This window comes from Cobetia sp. 4B, from assembly GCF_018831605.1.
Lineage (GTDB): Bacteria > Pseudomonadota > Gammaproteobacteria > Pseudomonadales > Halomonadaceae > Cobetia > Cobetia amphilecti.
This window is the reverse complement of record NZ_CP059843.1, coordinates 1964557-1979503: the sequence shown is the minus strand read 5'-3', so window position 1 is coordinate 1979503 and position 14947 is coordinate 1964557. Positions and strand designations below refer to the sequence as shown.

At 64.0% G+C, this 14947-nt stretch carries 12 protein-coding genes; 11 read left to right on the top strand and 1 reads right to left on the bottom strand.

The features are described from left to right. Nucleotides 1-118: 118 nt before the first annotated feature. Together H2O77_RS08430 and H2O77_RS08425 are read left to right on the top strand one after the other, a co-directional pair. Nucleotides 119-562 (top strand): hypothetical protein, encoded by a 444-nt coding sequence (locus H2O77_RS08430; RefSeq protein ID WP_215824370.1) that lies wholly within the window; start codon nucleotides 119-121, stop codon nucleotides 560-562. Next, on the top strand, nucleotides 559-1164 hold the full coding sequence (locus H2O77_RS08425; RefSeq protein ID WP_215824369.1) for a hypothetical protein: 606 nt from the start codon (nucleotides 559-561) through the stop codon (nucleotides 1162-1164). The genes H2O77_RS08430 and H2O77_RS08425 overlap by 4 nt, the downstream gene beginning before the upstream one ends. A 205-nt stretch (nucleotides 1165-1369) precedes the next feature. On the opposite strand, the gene H2O77_RS08420 is transcribed toward H2O77_RS08425, so the two are convergent. After that, nucleotides 1370-2053, bottom strand: coding sequence for a TetR family transcriptional regulator C-terminal domain-containing protein (locus H2O77_RS08420; RefSeq protein ID WP_054556074.1), 684 nt, complete (start codon nucleotides 2051-2053; stop codon nucleotides 1370-1372). A 405-nt stretch (nucleotides 2054-2458) separates the two neighbouring features. On the opposite strand from H2O77_RS08420, the gene H2O77_RS08415 reads away from it, so the two are divergent. The 9 genes from H2O77_RS08415 (at nucleotide 2459) to H2O77_RS08375 (ending at nucleotide 14869) form a co-directional block, all read left to right on the top strand. Beyond that, the gene (locus H2O77_RS08415) at nucleotides 2459-3988 is read left to right on the top strand and encodes an FAD binding domain-containing protein (protein ID WP_215824368.1); all 1530 of its coding nucleotides are present in this window, start codon (nucleotides 2459-2461) and stop codon (nucleotides 3986-3988) included. Beyond that, the gene (gene xdhB / locus H2O77_RS08410; protein WP_215824367.1) at nucleotides 3966-6380 is read left to right on the top strand and encodes a xanthine dehydrogenase molybdopterin binding subunit; all 2415 of its coding nucleotides are present in this window, start codon (nucleotides 3966-3968) and stop codon (nucleotides 6378-6380) included. The genes H2O77_RS08415 and xdhB overlap by 23 nt, the downstream gene beginning before the upstream one ends. Nucleotides 6381-6400: 20 nt before the next feature. Further along, the gene (xdhC, locus tag H2O77_RS08405) at nucleotides 6401-7399 is read left to right on the top strand and encodes a xanthine dehydrogenase accessory protein XdhC (RefSeq protein ID WP_215824366.1); all 999 of its coding nucleotides are present in this window, start codon (nucleotides 6401-6403) and stop codon (nucleotides 7397-7399) included. After that, nucleotides 7399-9006 carry a guanine deaminase gene (guaD, locus tag H2O77_RS08400; protein WP_240548764.1) on the top strand — a complete coding sequence of 536 codons (1608 nt, stop codon included), beginning with the start codon at nucleotides 7399-7401 and terminating at the stop codon, nucleotides 9004-9006. The genes xdhC and guaD overlap by 1 nt, the downstream gene beginning before the upstream one ends. 211 nt (nucleotides 9007-9217) lie before the next feature. Then, the gene (locus tag H2O77_RS08395; RefSeq protein ID WP_043333519.1) at nucleotides 9218-9877 is read left to right on the top strand and encodes an oxygen-insensitive NAD(P)H-dependent nitroreductase NfsB; all 660 of its coding nucleotides are present in this window, start codon (nucleotides 9218-9220) and stop codon (nucleotides 9875-9877) included. A 305-nt stretch (nucleotides 9878-10182) separates the two neighbouring features. Further along, nucleotides 10183-10491, top strand: a complete 309-nt coding sequence (locus H2O77_RS08390; protein WP_052384416.1) for a putative quinol monooxygenase — start codon at nucleotides 10183-10185, stop codon at nucleotides 10489-10491. Between the two features lie 275 nt (nucleotides 10492-10766). Then, complete coding sequence (locus H2O77_RS08385; protein WP_215824365.1) at nucleotides 10767-12197, top strand: solute carrier family 23 protein; 1431 nt, start codon at nucleotides 10767-10769, stop codon at nucleotides 12195-12197. A 314-nt stretch (nucleotides 12198-12511) separates the two neighbouring features. Further along, nucleotides 12512-14227, top strand: a complete 1716-nt coding sequence (gene ushA, locus H2O77_RS08380; protein WP_240548763.1) for a bifunctional UDP-sugar hydrolase/5'-nucleotidase UshA — start codon at nucleotides 12512-12514, stop codon at nucleotides 14225-14227. Between the two features lie 189 nt (nucleotides 14228-14416). Next, complete coding sequence (locus tag H2O77_RS08375; protein WP_043332694.1) at nucleotides 14417-14869, top strand: Lrp/AsnC family transcriptional regulator; 453 nt, start codon at nucleotides 14417-14419, stop codon at nucleotides 14867-14869. The last annotated feature ends 78 nt before the right edge of the window (nucleotides 14870-14947 follow it).

Genomic DNA, 14947 nt, shown 5'->3' with positions numbered 1-14947 from the left:
AAGCCGCTTGATCAAGACTAGCCAGCCGACAGGTCATACGCCGCGCAGTAACGCCAACGACCCTTGCCGGACTGCAATATTCCCGATAAAGCGCTCGCGATGCGCAAGGAGCATTCTCATGGCCACCTCAACGATGACTGCCCTCCTCGATACCTGCCGAGCCATGACAGCCAAGGTCACGACACAGACATTCACCCTCTTGCCGCGCTCTGGTAGCGCCACCCAGGATGTCGCCAATGCCCAGTCCGCTCAATTGCTGGGCGTGATGGCGATGGGCTACGAGGCACCGCCGCTGAGCCTGAAGGCAACGGCGGCCCCCACGACGCCTTCACCGGCCCATGACACGCGCAGCCAGGCTGACATTGCCGCCTCGGCCGTGGCAGCCCAGACCTCAGCCCAGGCCTCAGCCGAGACATCGACTCCAACAGCATCGCCTATCGCGCAGCAGAAAGCCGTCTTCAATCCTGACATCAATCACAAGGCTCACGCTGACTGGGAGGCGATGCACCGCCACCACACCCTGCTGCGTCAGAGCATGACGCGTCGAGGAATGCTGGCATGAGCGTCTATACCATCGGCATGGAATGCGGCATGCACATACCGCTGGAGAACAGCATCGCCCTCGCCCCGGCGCCTCGCATCAAGCTGGAACTGACCGCCGGCCAGCATGCTGGTGAGTATCTGAGCATGATGTCAGGAGCCATCCAGCCGCTGACGGATAGCGACGATGCGTTGCTGAAAAGCCTGGAGGCGCAGCTGCCGCGCCGCAGCCTGATCTGGACGGCGCGCGGGATCACCGAGGTCGGGCGTGGCTGGCGTTGGCAGTCATCGCCCGGCCATCCCCAGGCGCCCTGGCTGGACGCCGTGCATCACAGCTGGCCGAGTCATGCGCCGCGCTGGCTGCTCAAGGCGCCGATGGTGGTAGTCACCGCTGATGCGCTGCCGCTGGCCAACCGCACCCGCCACCAACGTGACCTCGCCCGGCTATGGGCAAGCGCCGATGCCGCGCTGATCTATCTGGCCGACGATGCCCGCGATGGCTGGCAGATGCATCAACACTGTGACATCTCTCAACTGGAGAAAGCCGAGTTGTCGGGGGCCAAGCAAGAGGAAGAAGCCGTGCTGGATCGCGACCCTGGCATGCCCTTGGAGATGGCAAGCTGACCACCTGAGGGCCTTTTCCTTCGCTCTTTCTAGAACGACTCAAGAACCAAGAACCAAAAAGCCCGCCCCGGATTCCGGGGCGGGCTTTTTGCTGTGCGGCGAGGTACTGACAACAGACAGCTGACAACTGGCGACTGACAGAGCGCTGAACCCGCCGGCTCAAGCTCTCTGTCAGTCGCTCTTGCCGCTCAAGCGCTCATGCCGCTCATGACTGTCGCGGGCACAGACCATCACATAGCGTGCTGGCCACGAAATCCGCCAGCTGCTCCCAGTCTTCATCGCTCTGCGGCGCTCCCCCCAGCTGATCGATCTGGGCAGCGAAATCCGCGTAATGCTGAGTGGTGGACCAGATGAGGTAGATCACCCACATCGGCTCCGCCTCACGCAGCTTGCCCGCGGCCATCCAGGCCTTCATGACATCACAGCGCGCCTGTACCCAGTCGCGCAGGTCGCCACTGAGATAATCGCGCAGGAAAGGTGCCCCGCTGATCACCTCCGCCGCGAACAGACGCGAGGCCTGCGGTGCCTGGCGTGCCAGCTTGAGTTTCACGCGCACCAGCGCCTCCAACACCTCACGCGGCTCGTCATCAGGCGAGATATCCTCGAGCGAGGCATTCCAGCGCGTCAGGGTCTGCTCCAGCAGATGAACGTAGAGCTTCTCCTTGGAGCCGAAGTAATAGAGCAGATTGGCCTTGGGCAACTCGGCCACTTCCGCAATCTGCTTTAAGGTGCTGCCGCGATAACCGTGACAGGCGAATACGCATTCGGCGGCCTCGAGAATGCGGCTCTCGGCTTGCTCACGCGGAGAGCTGGCAGGCGGCACGCTCAATTCCGCGCTACGGGTACGACGGACTTCAGCGTAAAGGGAAGAAGGAGAATCCGCGGGCATCGGCATCACTCATCAGGTCAGAAAAAAGCATTCGAGTCTCTTGGCGACAGTCCCCTGTCTGTCTCACTCGCCAGTCAGCGGCGATGTGCGCAAGCAGGAGGCTCTGGTCAAGCGACTATCACGTGGCGTTGGAACAGCAGTGAAAACAGCCCGTTGAGACACCGGCGAACAAAATACCACAACATGCACTGACCATTTGGTCAGATTCTTGCAGGAATCACAATACGACCTGTTACATTGATAGAGACAACAGCCTGCAGACCAACGCTCGCTGCCATGGTAGATCCAGCCCGCTGGCAAGACAGAGCAAGCCCGTCGACAAGGCAGAACAAGGGCTTGAGCTTTGGAAGCCCGCTGTACGCAACAAGGCACCACAATGACAATACGACCTGACAGGATGCCCGCATGATCGACTTCACCTTGAACGGGCGCGCGTGCCGACTGCCCTCACCTGCACCGGGAACGAGCGTACTCGAAGTGCTGCGCACCTCACTTGGGCAAGACGGCACCAAGGAAGGCTGTGCCTCCGGCGACTGCGGCGCCTGCACCATTGCCTTGCAGGGGCCGGGCCACAATGTGAGCACCGCCAACGCCTGCCTGATGCCCGCCCACCAGCTGGCCGGCTGTAACTTGATCACCGTCGAGGGGTTGGCGGATGCGAGCCAGGCGTCTTCGCTCTCGGCGGTGCAGCAGGCATTGGTCAGCACCCATGCCAGCCAGTGTGGCTTCTGCACCCCGGGCATCGCCATGAGCCTTGCGGTGCTGCATGCCCGTCATCAGCGCCAGATCGATCAGGGCGAAGTGATCGATGCCAGACAGCGCGACACCATGATCGACCATGCACTGGGCGGCAATCTGTGTCGTTGCACCGGCTATCGCCCGATCCGCGAGGCCGCTCACCGCCTGCTGCAAGGCGAATTCGGGCCAGCCAGCCTGCAGGACGCTGGCGCGAGCACAGCGGAAGCGCACGACACCGCCCCTGATGACGAGCGAGACACCGGGCGTTTCTATCGGCCGGTCACCTTGCAGGCCCTGCTGGCACTGCGCGCCGAGCGCCCGGACGCCGCGCTGATCGCCGGCGGCACGGACCTGATGCTGGAACACACCCAGCGCCTGCGCGACTTCCCGGCCTTGATCGACACCACCCAGGTCGCGGCGCTTGGCAAGATAGAGGAAGGCGAGCACGCCGGTCAGGCAGGCTGGTGGATCGGGGCAGTGGTCAGCTATCACCAGCTGATGCCGCTGCTGCGGGAACATTACCCGGATGGCGCGGAGCTGCTCACGCGACTGGGCAGCGAGCAGATCCGCCATCGTGGCACCCTGGGCGGCAATATCGGCAATGCCTCGCCCATCGGTGACATGCCGCCGCTGCTGATCGCGCTGGACGCCTATATCCAGCTGATGAGCCAGGACAATGAGCGCATCCTGAAGCTCGAGGACTACTTCCTCGACTACAAGCGTACCCAGCTGATGCCGGACGAGATCATCCACTCCGTCTTCCTGCCGCGCCCACTGCCCAACCAGCGACTGGCGGTGCACAAGCTGTCCAAGCGGCGTGACGATGACATCTCCACCCTGCTCGGTGTCTTCGCCTGGCGGCGGGATGCCAGCGGGCGCGCGCAACACTGGCGGGTGGCCTTCGGCGGCATGGCCGGGGTTCCGGCCCGCGCCCCGCACCTTGAAGCACTGCTGACGCTGCAAGCGCTGGAATCTCTCACTCCCGCCAGACTGACGGCGCAGACTCGTCAGCAGATCGAGCAGGCCGTGCAGGCCGATTTCTCACCGCTCAGTGACGTGCGCGGCTCACGCGAGTATCGCCTGCTGGCCGCCAGCCATCTGATTCCCCGCGTGGCCCAGCGCATCCTGAATGAGCGCCAGCCCACGACTTCCCTCACGCCACTGGAGAGCCTCGATGCGTACCTTGCACAGTCTTGAGTCCGACGCCAGCGCCGCGCCGGCCGCCCCCGTTCTCCAGTCACGTCAGCATGAAAGTGCCCAGCGCCATGTCAGCGGTTCGGCGCGCTATGTGGATGACCTGCCACTGCCCACCGGCACGCTGCATCTGGCCATCGGCATGAGTGAGGTCGCGCACGCCACTCTGGATGCGCTGGATCTCGAAGCGGTGCGCCGTGCCCCCGGCGTGGTCTGCGTGCTCAGCGCCGCCGACATCCCCGGTCACAGCGATGTCGGGCCGGTCTTCCCCGGCGACCCGCTGCTGGTCAGTGACATCATCAGCCATCATGGTCAGGCGCTGTTCGTGGTCGCCGCCGACAGCGAGCGCGCGGCACGTCAGGCGGCGCGACTGGCCAAGGTCGCAACGTCCCCCCTGCCGGTGTGCCTGGACCCGCGCGAGGCGGCCAGCCGCGGTGATCTGGTGCGCCCGACCCACACCCAGGCACGGCTTGCCAATGGTCGCGCCGGCGATCTCGACAGCATCAGCGCCAAGCTCGCCAAATCCGCCTGGCAATTGAGCGGTGAGCTGGAAAGCGGCGGCCAGGAACACTTCTATCTGGAGAGCCAGGCCGCACTGGCCTTGCCCGGCGAAGATGACGAGATGCTGGTGCACAGCTCCTCCCAGCACCCCAGCGAAGTCCAGAAGCTGATCGCCGAAGTGCTCGGCGTGCCCTTCCACGCCATCACGGTGGAGACCCGCCGCATGGGAGGCGGCTTCGGCGGCAAGGAAACCCAGGCCGCACCGGTGGCCTGTCTGGCCGCGATGATCGCTCGGCGCACCGGCCGCGCGGCACGCCTGCGGCTGGCACGCGCAGATGACATGCGCCTGACCGGCAAGCGCCACCCTTTCCACCATCGCTATGAATTCGGCGTCGATGACAGTGGGCGCATCGAGTCCGCCATCATCGAGCTGACCGGCGACTGCGGCCACTCGCCGGATCTGTCGGATGCCATCGTCGATCGCGCCATGTTCCATGCCGACAACGCCTACTACCTGGGCAATGCCCACGTGCGCGGCATTCGCGCACGCACCAACGTGGCGTCCAATACCGCCTTCCGCGGTTTTGGCGGCCCTCAGGGCATGTTGGCGGTCGAATCCGCGATGGAGGATATCGCTAGGCGTCTGGGGCGTGACCCGCTGGAGATCCGCAAGCGCAATCTCTACTGCGAGGGCCGTGAGACCACGCACTATGGCCAACACGTCAATCAGCACCCGCTGCTGGCGACCCTGATCGATCAGCTCGAGGACAGTGGCCGCTACTGGGCGCGACGCGCCGAGATACGCGCCTTCAATGCCGCCAATCCGGTGGTCAGGAAGGGGCTGGCGCTGACACCGGTCAAGTTCGGCATCTCCTTCACCGCCAAGCACCTCAATCAGGCAGGCGCCCTGGTGCATGTCTACACCGATGGCAGCGTGCAGGTGAATCACGGCGGCACCGAGATGGGCCAGGGCCTGCACACCAAGATCACCCAGGTCGCGGCGCGTGAACTGGGGCTGAGCGTGGACAAGGTACGCATCACCGCCACCCGCACCGACAAGGTGCCCAACACCTCGCCGACGGCGGCAAGCTCCGGTGCGGATCTCAACGGCATGGCGACGCGTGATGCCTGCCTGCGCCTCAAGATGCGCCTGCTCGACTTCGCCGCCGAGCATCTCGCCCAGCCACGCGTCAGCCTGAGTCTTACGGATGGTGAGCTGCACGGCCCGAGCGGTGTGCTGATGACGTGGGGCGAGCTGATCCAGGCGGCGTATCTGGAACGCATCTCACTGTCCGAGAAGGGCTTCTATGCCACCCCGGATATCCATTACGATCGCGCCAGCGGCACCGGCCGCCCCTTCTACTACTACGCCTTCGGCGCGGCGCTGTGCGAAGTGGTCGTCGATACGCTGAGTGGTGAATACCGCCTGGAAAGCGCCGAGATCCTGCACGATGTCGGTGATTCGCTCAATCCGGCCATCGACATCGGTCAGATCGAGGGCGGCTTCGTGCAGGGCATGGGCTGGCTGACGACGGAGGAGCTCAAGTGGAACGAGGACGGCCGGCTGCTCACCGATGGTCCGGCGACCTACAAGATTCCGGCGATCAGTGACGTACCGGCCGGCGCGCTCAAGGTACGCCTGCTGGAGGGACATCCCAACTCGGCCGCCAGCATCTATCGCTCCAAGGCGGTCGGCGAGCCGCCCTTCATGCTCGCCATCAGCGTGTGGGCGGCGTTGCGCGATGCGCTGGCCTCGCTGACCGACTATCGCCGCGCGGTACGCCTGGATACCCCAGCCACGCCGGAGCGGGTGATGCTGGCGGCGCGCGAACAGCGTGACTGGCAGGAGCAGCACGACACTGCTGGCGCAGAGCCAACGCAGGTGCCGTCATGAATGTCGACAAGAGTGCCGTCATGAATGCAAAGAGTGCCGCGACCGGCCGCTGGTATCAGGCGCTCGCCGAGGCTCAGGCAGCGCTGACGGCGCATGCACTGGCCACCGTGGTGACGGTGGCGGGCTCTGCCCCGCGTCGTGCCGGCAGCAAGATGCTGATCACCCCCGATACGCTGCACGACAGCCTCGGCGGCGGTCGGCTGGAGCAGCTGGTGGTGGAGCGCGCCCGCGAGAGGCTGGCCCAAGGACAGTCAGGATGCCTGCTCGAGGAAATCGCGCTCGGCCAGCATGCCCAGCAATGCTGCGGCGGCCATGTGCAGGTGCTGATCGAGCTGTACCCGGCGCTTGCGCCACGCCTGGCCCTGTTCGGCGCCGGCCATGTCGGGCAGGCGATCGTCACGCTGCTGGCACCGCTGGGCTGGCAGATCGACTGGCGGGACTCACGCCCCGAGCAGCTCACGGCCGCCACAACTCCGGCGGGCTGCGAGGGCCGTGTAGCGCGTCAGGCGTTCAATATCCTGACCGAGCTGCCAACCGCGAAAGCCGCGCCCGCCAGTGAGTCACTGCCCGTGATGGCGGGCAGTCATGTGCTGGTATTGACCCATGACCATGTCGAGGACCAGGCGCTGATCGCCGCGCTCGCACCACGTGATGACCTGGCCTCGCTGGGGCTGATCGGCTCCAGCAGCAAGTGGGCGCGCTTTCGCCAGCGCCTGCGCGGCGATCTCGCGGAGCATCAGATCGACCGCGTTCGCTGCCCGATTGGCGTGCCCGGCATTCCCGGCAAACGTCCTGAGGAAATCGCGATTGGCGTCGTCGCGGAACTGCTGCAGATCGAGGCGCGGCGCAGTGACGAAGCGGCCCTGAACTCGCCCGACAGGGCCACCGCCCATGGCACGTCAGCCCAGGGCGCGTCACTGGACAGCCATGGACTGACGCGTCAGGGTGCCCGCCAGCTGCGCGCCCATTTTGCCCCTGACGCGATGCACCAGACAGAAACGACACAGAAGGCCGAATGATGACTGACCAAGACACGTCGCACACTGCGGCCTGCCACCTGGATGAGCAGCGCCTGACGGCAGCCCTGCGCGCGGCCGCCAAGGACGCTTCCTGCGTCAGCCTGCTGCGCGGAGCACTGCTGCATTTCGTCGCCGACCCTGAAGACGCCATGCTGAGTGAGGCGGCCTCTAGCGATGGCAGCGATAAGCAAGATAGCAATCAAGGAAACAGCAACAGCCGAGCCTCTGACATGGCGGCGACCCTGGCGCGCGCCGTCGAACACTACGCCGATGCCCTGCTGGTGATGCATGCAGGCCATGTGGTCGCCGTGGGGGATCATCGCTCTCTTGCCCGGCATGAGGCCGTGGGCGAGCTGATGCGCCTGTCTCCGCCGCGCAACGTCGAAGGCCTGATGATGCCGGGCTTCATCGATACCCATGTGCACTTCCCGCAGCTGGATATCATCGCAAGCTACGGCCACTGCCTGATCGACTGGCTGAACACCTACACCTTCCCCGCCGAGCAGCGCTTCGCCGACCCCGCACATGCCGCCGAGGTCGCCGATGCCTTCCTCGATGCGCTGCTGTGTCATGGCTCGACCAGCGCCCAGGTGTTCGCCACCTCACATGCCAGCAGTGCCGATGCTCTGTTCCGGGCTGCCCGGGCGCGCGACATGCGCGTACACGCCGGGCGCGTGATGATGGACCGCAATGCCCCGCCCGAGTTGCTGGACTCCGGAGTCACCGCGCTTAAGGACGATGAGCGCCTGATCGCCGACTGGCACGGGCGTGACCGCCTCGGCTATGTGCTGACGCCGCGCTTCGCGCCGACCTCCACGCCCGAGCAACTCGAGGCTGCCGGCCAACTGCTCAAGAGCCAGCCGGACCTGCACCTGCAGACCCACCTGGCCGAGAATCACGCTGAGGTGAAGTGGGTCGCCGAGCTGTTCCCCGACGCTCGGGATTATCTGGCGGTCTATGAGGATGTCGGCCTGAGCCATGAGCGCACTACCTTCGCCCACGGTATCCACCTGGACGATGGCATGCGCCAGCGCATCGCGGATCAGGGTGCCAGCATCGCCTTCTGCCCGACCTCCAACCTGTTTCTCGGCAGCGGACTCTTCGATCGCGCCAGTGCCCGCGCCATGGGCATGAACATCAGCATCGCCACCGATGTCGGCGGTGGCTCCAGCCTGTGTCAGCTGGAGAGCCTCAAGGCCGCCTATCAGGTCGGCCAGCTTCACGGCGCCGTCGCCCATGATGTGACGGGGCTTGAGTCACGCGCCAATCAACCGCTGACGCCCTGGCAGGGCTTCTATCAACTGACGCTGGGCAATGCACGCGCCATGCGTCTGCAAGACAAGGTCGGCAACCTGCGTCCGGGCATGGAAGCCGATGTCATCGTGCTCGACCCCGCCGCCACGCCCTTGCTGGCACGGCGCACTCGCTGGGGTCAGCCCAGCCAGGTGTCGCTGCAGGAGGTGCTGTTCGCGCTGATGATGCTGGGCGACGACCGCGTGATACGCGAAGTCCATGTGGCGGGCCAGTGCCGCAAGCTGCATGGCCTGATGCTGAGTGCTTCTTCTGATACGCCATCCAGAGAGCCTGCCGCAGCATTAATGCCATAAAAGCATCACAGCGATGACAAGTAATTGACATATGGCACCAATTCTCGGGATTGGTGCCATTTTTTCATCTTAAAGATGCGCGCAACGCGGATACTCAACGCTGAATCCACTCGCTATGATGGCGACATCTTCTTCTACAAGTCTTTCCATAAGGCTTCTCACAAGGTCATGGGCGCTCAGCGACTGGCCTGCCACTACGAGGACCATCATCATGACTCCCACCGCCATCATGCAACGTCGTTATTCCACCAAGGCCTTCGATCCGGCACGCAAGATCAGCGCCGCCGACTGGCAGGAACTGGAAAACGTGATGCGCCTGAGCGCCTCCAGCGTCAATTCCCAGCCATGGCACTTCCTGGTGCTGGAATCCGACGATGCCAAGCAGCGCTTCGCTCGCGCCGGTACCGATGACAAGTACGCCTTCAACTCGCCGAAGATCACCAATGCGTCTCACGTCGTGCTGTTCTGCACTCGCTCCACCCTGGACGACGACTACCTGAACCACCTGCTGGACACCGAAGCGTCTGATGGCCGCTTCAAGAAGGATGACGAGTTCAGCGCGATGATGGACGGTGCGCGTCGTCTGTTCATCGACCTGCACCGTCATGACCTCAAGGACCTGCAGCACTGGATGGACAAGCAGGTTTACCTCAACTACGGCAGCCTGCTGTATGCCGCCTCCAGCCTGAACATCGATGCGGTGCCGCTGGAAGGCATCGACCCGGTGGCGCTGGATGCGGAATTCGGCCTGCGCGAGAAAGGCTTCAACGCCCTGGTCGCCGTGAGCCTGGGTTACCGCGCCGCTGACGACTTCAATGCCGAGCTGCCCAAGTCCCGTCTGCCGGCAGACGAGATCTTCACTCGCCTGTAAGGCTCGCTCTCAAGGCCGGGCACTCAAGGCCGGGCTCTCAGCAGCTGGCGCTCAAGAGCGGATTCTGAAGATCTGTTCACAGCAGCTGTCCGCAAGACATCGACGTGTCCGCCTTGCGGGCCAACGGCGGGCACGGGGGCAAGTCGCCGCCCGTGCCCGCCGCATTGCATCCCGATGGCGGACATGCCACCTTTTCGAGGCAGGCCAGCGCAGTGCATTCCCGGCGGCGATGGCCGGCTTGCGTGCCTGATTCGTTTCGCCCATCCGTTACCTCCACTTCTTACGCCCACGACAGGATTCATGCCATGTCCATCAAGCTTATCGCGACCCTGACCTTCCCCGCCGACCAGCAGGACAAGGCACGCGATGCTCTCGCCGAACTGGTCGAGAAGAGCCAGTCCGACAAGGGCTGCCTGCAGTACGAATTCTTCGCGATCGACAAGAACGTCGCGGAAGGTGAGCCGGTACCGGAAGGCGACTTCGTGGTACTGGAAGAATGGTGGGATGAAGACGCCATCGAAGCCCACGTGGCCACCGAGCACTTCCAGGGCTTTTTGAGCACCTTCGGCGAAGGCGAGATCAGCCTCAATATCCAGCGCCTTCTGACGCCCTGAGCCGCTGGGCGTACTTTCGCTCAGACAAGGCGCCGCGAGAGCACAGACAGATCCCCGCCGGGCATCACGCCCGGCGGGGATCTTGCGTTTGTGGCACATGGGCCTGGCCTGCGTATCCGCTGGCCTGGCCGCGGGACGCGCAACAAGTGATGGAAAAATCGATACGAGCACTGAACTTGGTTCACATCTTGCTTATAATTGGTTGCCCGCGCTGAACACTCCAGTGCCCGACACCATTTCCGCCATTGCACCGCGAGCAGAACAAGGAGCGTCACATGAGCCAATCCTCTTCCGATTCCAAGGGGATCGACGAACCACTGCTCGGCCTCGAAAGCTGCCCGTCGGTCCCCATCTCGGCCCTCGCCGGCGCCCAGCATCTGCTGGCCAGTCTGGCCGGTATCATTGCACCGACATTGATCATCACCAGCGCGCTGGGCCTCGATGCCTACACCGCCAGCCTGCTGTCGATGGCGCTGGTGGTCTCCGGTGTCGCCACCTGGATCCAGTCCCAGCGCATCGGCCCGTTCGGCTCGGGGCTATTGAGCATCCAGGGCACCAGTTTCAGCTTCGTGTCCGCGCTGATCACCGCCGGATTGATCGCTCGTTCGCAGAATGCCAGTGACGAACAGGTACTGGCGGTGCTGTTCGGCACCTGCCTGGCGGGCAGCCTGATCGAGATGGCGCTGGGCACGGTATTGCCGTGGCTCAAGCGGGTCATCACGCCCGTGGTCACCGGCGTGGTGGTGATGCTGATCGGCCTGAGCCTGATCCAGGTGGGCATGACGGACATCGGCGGCGGCTTCGGCGCCGAGGACTTCGGTGCGCCCGCCAATCTGGCACTGGCCGGTTGTGTGCTGATCACGGTGCTGGCCTGCCAGGTCTCGCGTCATCCGTGGCTGAGAATCGCCTCCATCTTCATCGGCATGGCCGTCGGCTGCATCATCGCCGCCATCAGTGGCCTCTATGATGCACCGCAGCTGGCCGATGCCGCCCTGCTGGCTCTGCCGCATCCGGCGACCCTGAATACCGGCTTCGATTTCTCGCTGGCCGCCTTCCTGCCGGTGGCCTTCATCTTCATGATCACCGCCATCGAGACCGTCGGTGACCTCACCGGCAGCGCACGCGCCTCGGGTCTCGCCGTGGATGATGAGCGGCACCAGAAGCGTCTGCGCGGCGGCGTGCTGGGCGATGGCCTGAATTCCGCGCTCGGCGCGCTGGCCGGCACCTTCCCCAACACCACCTTCAGCCAGAACACCGGTGTGATCCAGCTGACCGGCATCGCCAGCCGCCATGTGGGCCGCTACGTGGCAGGCTTCCTGCTGCTGCTGGGCCTGTCGCCCTTCATCGCCACCCTGCTGACCCAGATGCCGCGTCCGGTGCTCGGTGCCACCACCACGCTGATGTTCGCGCTGATCGCGGTGTCCGGCATCCGCATCCTGATGGCGCAGCCCATCGGGCGCCGCGAGATGATGATCATCGCGCTGGCCCTGGGGCTGGGACTTGGCGTCGGCATGGTGCCGGATGTGCTGAACGCCATTCCGGGCGCCTTCGCCGATGCGCTGCGCTCGCCGATCACCATGGGCGGCCTGACCGCCATCATCGCCGAGCTGCTGCTGCCGAAGATGGAAGACGCCGAGGTGTTCAATCCCAGAGCGAGTGAGCGTGCATCCACCGACAGCATCAGCGCGGACCAGGAACACGCCTGACCCGCAGGCGCAGCAATGAGACATGAAAAGACCGGCGCATCATTGGCCGGTTTTTTCATGTCGGTCTCCCTCTTCATGCCAGTCGCTGACGCTCGCAAGCCGCGCCAGCCTCGCACTTCGGGCGTCGGTCATCCAATCTCCACAGCAATGAGGCAGACTGCATGGGGTTGTTCATGCCATCCCCACCCTTCAAGCAGTTTTACCATCAACACACTTACAATCAGCACTCTTGCAATCAGTACTCTTGCAATCAGCACTAACAGATTGGAACGCGCCTTTGCGCACCGGAGCCAGACACAAGGAACGTATCGCTCATGCTGAATACTCGACTCACCTCATCAAATGCGCCGGGCTTGTGTGCGCCTACCCGCTCGCGCATGGCGCTGAAGGCCCTGCTGGGGGCTGCACTGCTCAGTGCGCTGAGTGCCTGTGCCAGCCAGGCGGGCCATGAATGGCAGGCCGACACCACCTATCACCTGACGGTGCTGCATACCAACGATCACCACGGTCGCTTCTGGCAGAGCAGTGATGGCGAATACGGCATGTCGGCGCGCAAGACGCTGGTCGACCGCATCCGCGCCGAGGTGGAATCCGCAGGCGGCAGCGTGCTGCTGCTGTCGGGTGGCGACATCAATACCGGCGTGCCGGAATCCGATCTCCAGCAGGCCGAACCCGACTTCAAGGGCATGAACCGCATCGGCTACGACGCCATGGCGGTCGGCAACCATGAATTCGACAACCCGCTGGAGGTGCTGCTCAAGCAGCGCGACTGGGCCGACTTCCCGATGCTGGCCGCCAACATCTACGACAAGACCACCGGCGAGCGCCTGTTCGCGCCCTGGAAGATCTTCGATGAGCATGGCATCCAGATCGCGGTGATCGGCCTGACCACCGAAGACACCGTGCGTATCGGCAACCCCGAATACTTCAGCAATCTCGACTTCCGCGACCCCAAGGAAGAGGCGCGCAAGGCCATCGAGGAGCTCAACGAGCATGAGCAGCCGGACCTGATCTTCGCCGTCACCCACATGGGCCACTATCAGGATGCCGAGCATGGCATCAATGCGCCGGGCGATGTCTCGCTGGCGCGTTATCTGCCCTACGGCGAACTGGACATGATCGTCGGTGGCCACTCCCAGGAGCCGGTCTGCATGGAGGGCGCCAACCGGATGGCGGACTTTGCGCCCGACGATGATTGCCAGCCGGACCGCCAGAACGGCACCTACATCGTCCAGGCACATGAATGGGGCAAGTACGTGGGACGCGCCGATTACGAGTTCCGCAATGGCGAGCTGACCATGGTCAACTATCAGCTGATTCCGGTGAATCTCAAGAAGACCGTCGAGGAGAATGGCGAGCGCAGGAAGGTGCTGGTCGCGGAGGAAATTGCCGAGGACAGCGAACTGCGCGAATTTCTGCGCCCCTATCAGGAAAAGGGCCAGGCGCAGCTCAACGTCACGGTCGCGCAGAGCAACGGCAAGCTGGAGGGTGATCGCGACGTGGTGCGCTTTGCCCAGACCAACCTGGGACGCCTGATCGCCACAGCCGCCATGCAGGCCGGCAAGGCCGACTTCGGCGTGATGAACGCAGGTGGCGTGCGCGCCTCGCTGCCCGCGGGCGAGATCACCTACAAGGATGTGCTGACCGTACTGCCCTTCGGCAACACCGTGGGGGTCGTCAGCATGTCGGGTAGCGAGGTGCTCGAGTATCTCGAGGCGGTGGCCACCCAACCGGTGGACTCCGGCGCCTATGCCCAGTTCGCCGGCGTCAGCCTGCGCGTCAATCGCGAGGAAGGCAGCGTCTCCGACGTGATGATTCAGGGCCAGCCATTGGCCATGGACGCCCAGTATCGCTTCACCGTCCCGAGCTTCAACGCCGCCGGCGGGGATGGCTATCCGAAGGTCACTGATCTGCCGGGTTACCTGGATACCGGCTTCGTCGATGCCGATGTGCTCAAGGCCTACCTTGCCGAGCAGAGCCCGATCGACGTCGCGCCGTACGCGCCCCAGGGCGAGATCGTCTATCAGTGACGCTTGAGACTTCTGCACCACGACATGAACTGAAGGGCAAGACGACAACGGGACGCCAAGGCGTCCCGTTGTGGTTTCCAGAGCCGGAATATCCTCGCCAAGGCTGCAGTCGGACTATACAAGTGCGGATCGCACAGGTTTGATAAGGCATGCGCACCACTACAACAAAGACCGTCGAGACCCTGGCCCATGAATCTCAACCGCACCGACAGTGAGCTGCTCAACCTGCTGATCAAGGACGGTCGCATGTCCTACGCCGATATCGCCCGCAAGCTCGGCATTTCGCGTGCCCATGCGCGCAGCCGCGTCCAGGCGCTGGTCGAGAGCGGCGTGATCGAACAGTTCACCGCCGTCATCAACCCCGACAAGCTCGGCAAGGGCATCTCCACCTTCGTGGATCTGACCGTCGCTCCCAGTGCCATCGAACGCATCGCCGAGGAGCTTTCCGCCTGCGTCGAGGTGGTCAGCCTCTATATCATGAGCGACCTGAAAAGCCTGCACATCCACACCCTCACCGACAGCTACGAGGCCTTCGATGCCTTCGTGCGCGCGCATATCTTCAATCGCGACGAGATTCTCTCCGTCGACTGCAAGTCGCTGATGACCCGCGTGAAGCACCGGCGTGGCGGCGCGCGGCTATGACGTCTCTGCCTCTGTCTCTAACGCCGCAGCCCCAGCCCCGGACGGCACCGGAGCGGTCATTTCACTCGTCACCTCACA

Coding starts and splice junctions, on each gene's coding strand:
- ushA (WP_240548763.1), top strand. CDS start 12,512: ATGCTGAATACTCGACTCACCTCATCAAATGCGCCGGGCTTGTGTGCG.
- H2O77_RS08415 (WP_215824368.1), top strand. CDS start 2,459: ATGATCGACTTCACCTTGAACGGGCGCGCGTGCCGACTGCCCTCACCT.
- H2O77_RS08420 (WP_054556074.1), bottom strand. CDS start 2,053: ATGCCCGCGGATTCTCCTTCTTCCCTTTACGCTGAAGTCCGTCGTACC.
- guaD (WP_240548764.1), top strand. CDS start 7,399: ATGACTGACCAAGACACGTCGCACACTGCGGCCTGCCACCTGGATGAG.
- H2O77_RS08425 (WP_215824369.1), top strand. CDS start 559: ATGAGCGTCTATACCATCGGCATGGAATGCGGCATGCACATACCGCTG.
- H2O77_RS08430 (WP_215824370.1), top strand. CDS start 119: ATGGCCACCTCAACGATGACTGCCCTCCTCGATACCTGCCGAGCCATG.
- H2O77_RS08390 (WP_052384416.1), top strand. CDS start 10,183: ATGTCCATCAAGCTTATCGCGACCCTGACCTTCCCCGCCGACCAGCAG.
- xdhC (WP_215824366.1), top strand. CDS start 6,401: ATGAATGCAAAGAGTGCCGCGACCGGCCGCTGGTATCAGGCGCTCGCC.
- H2O77_RS08395 (WP_043333519.1), top strand. CDS start 9,218: ATGACTCCCACCGCCATCATGCAACGTCGTTATTCCACCAAGGCCTTC.
- H2O77_RS08375 (WP_043332694.1), top strand. CDS start 14,417: ATGAATCTCAACCGCACCGACAGTGAGCTGCTCAACCTGCTGATCAAG.
- xdhB (WP_215824367.1), top strand. CDS start 3,966: ATGCGTACCTTGCACAGTCTTGAGTCCGACGCCAGCGCCGCGCCGGCC.
- H2O77_RS08385 (WP_215824365.1), top strand. CDS start 10,767: ATGAGCCAATCCTCTTCCGATTCCAAGGGGATCGACGAACCACTGCTC.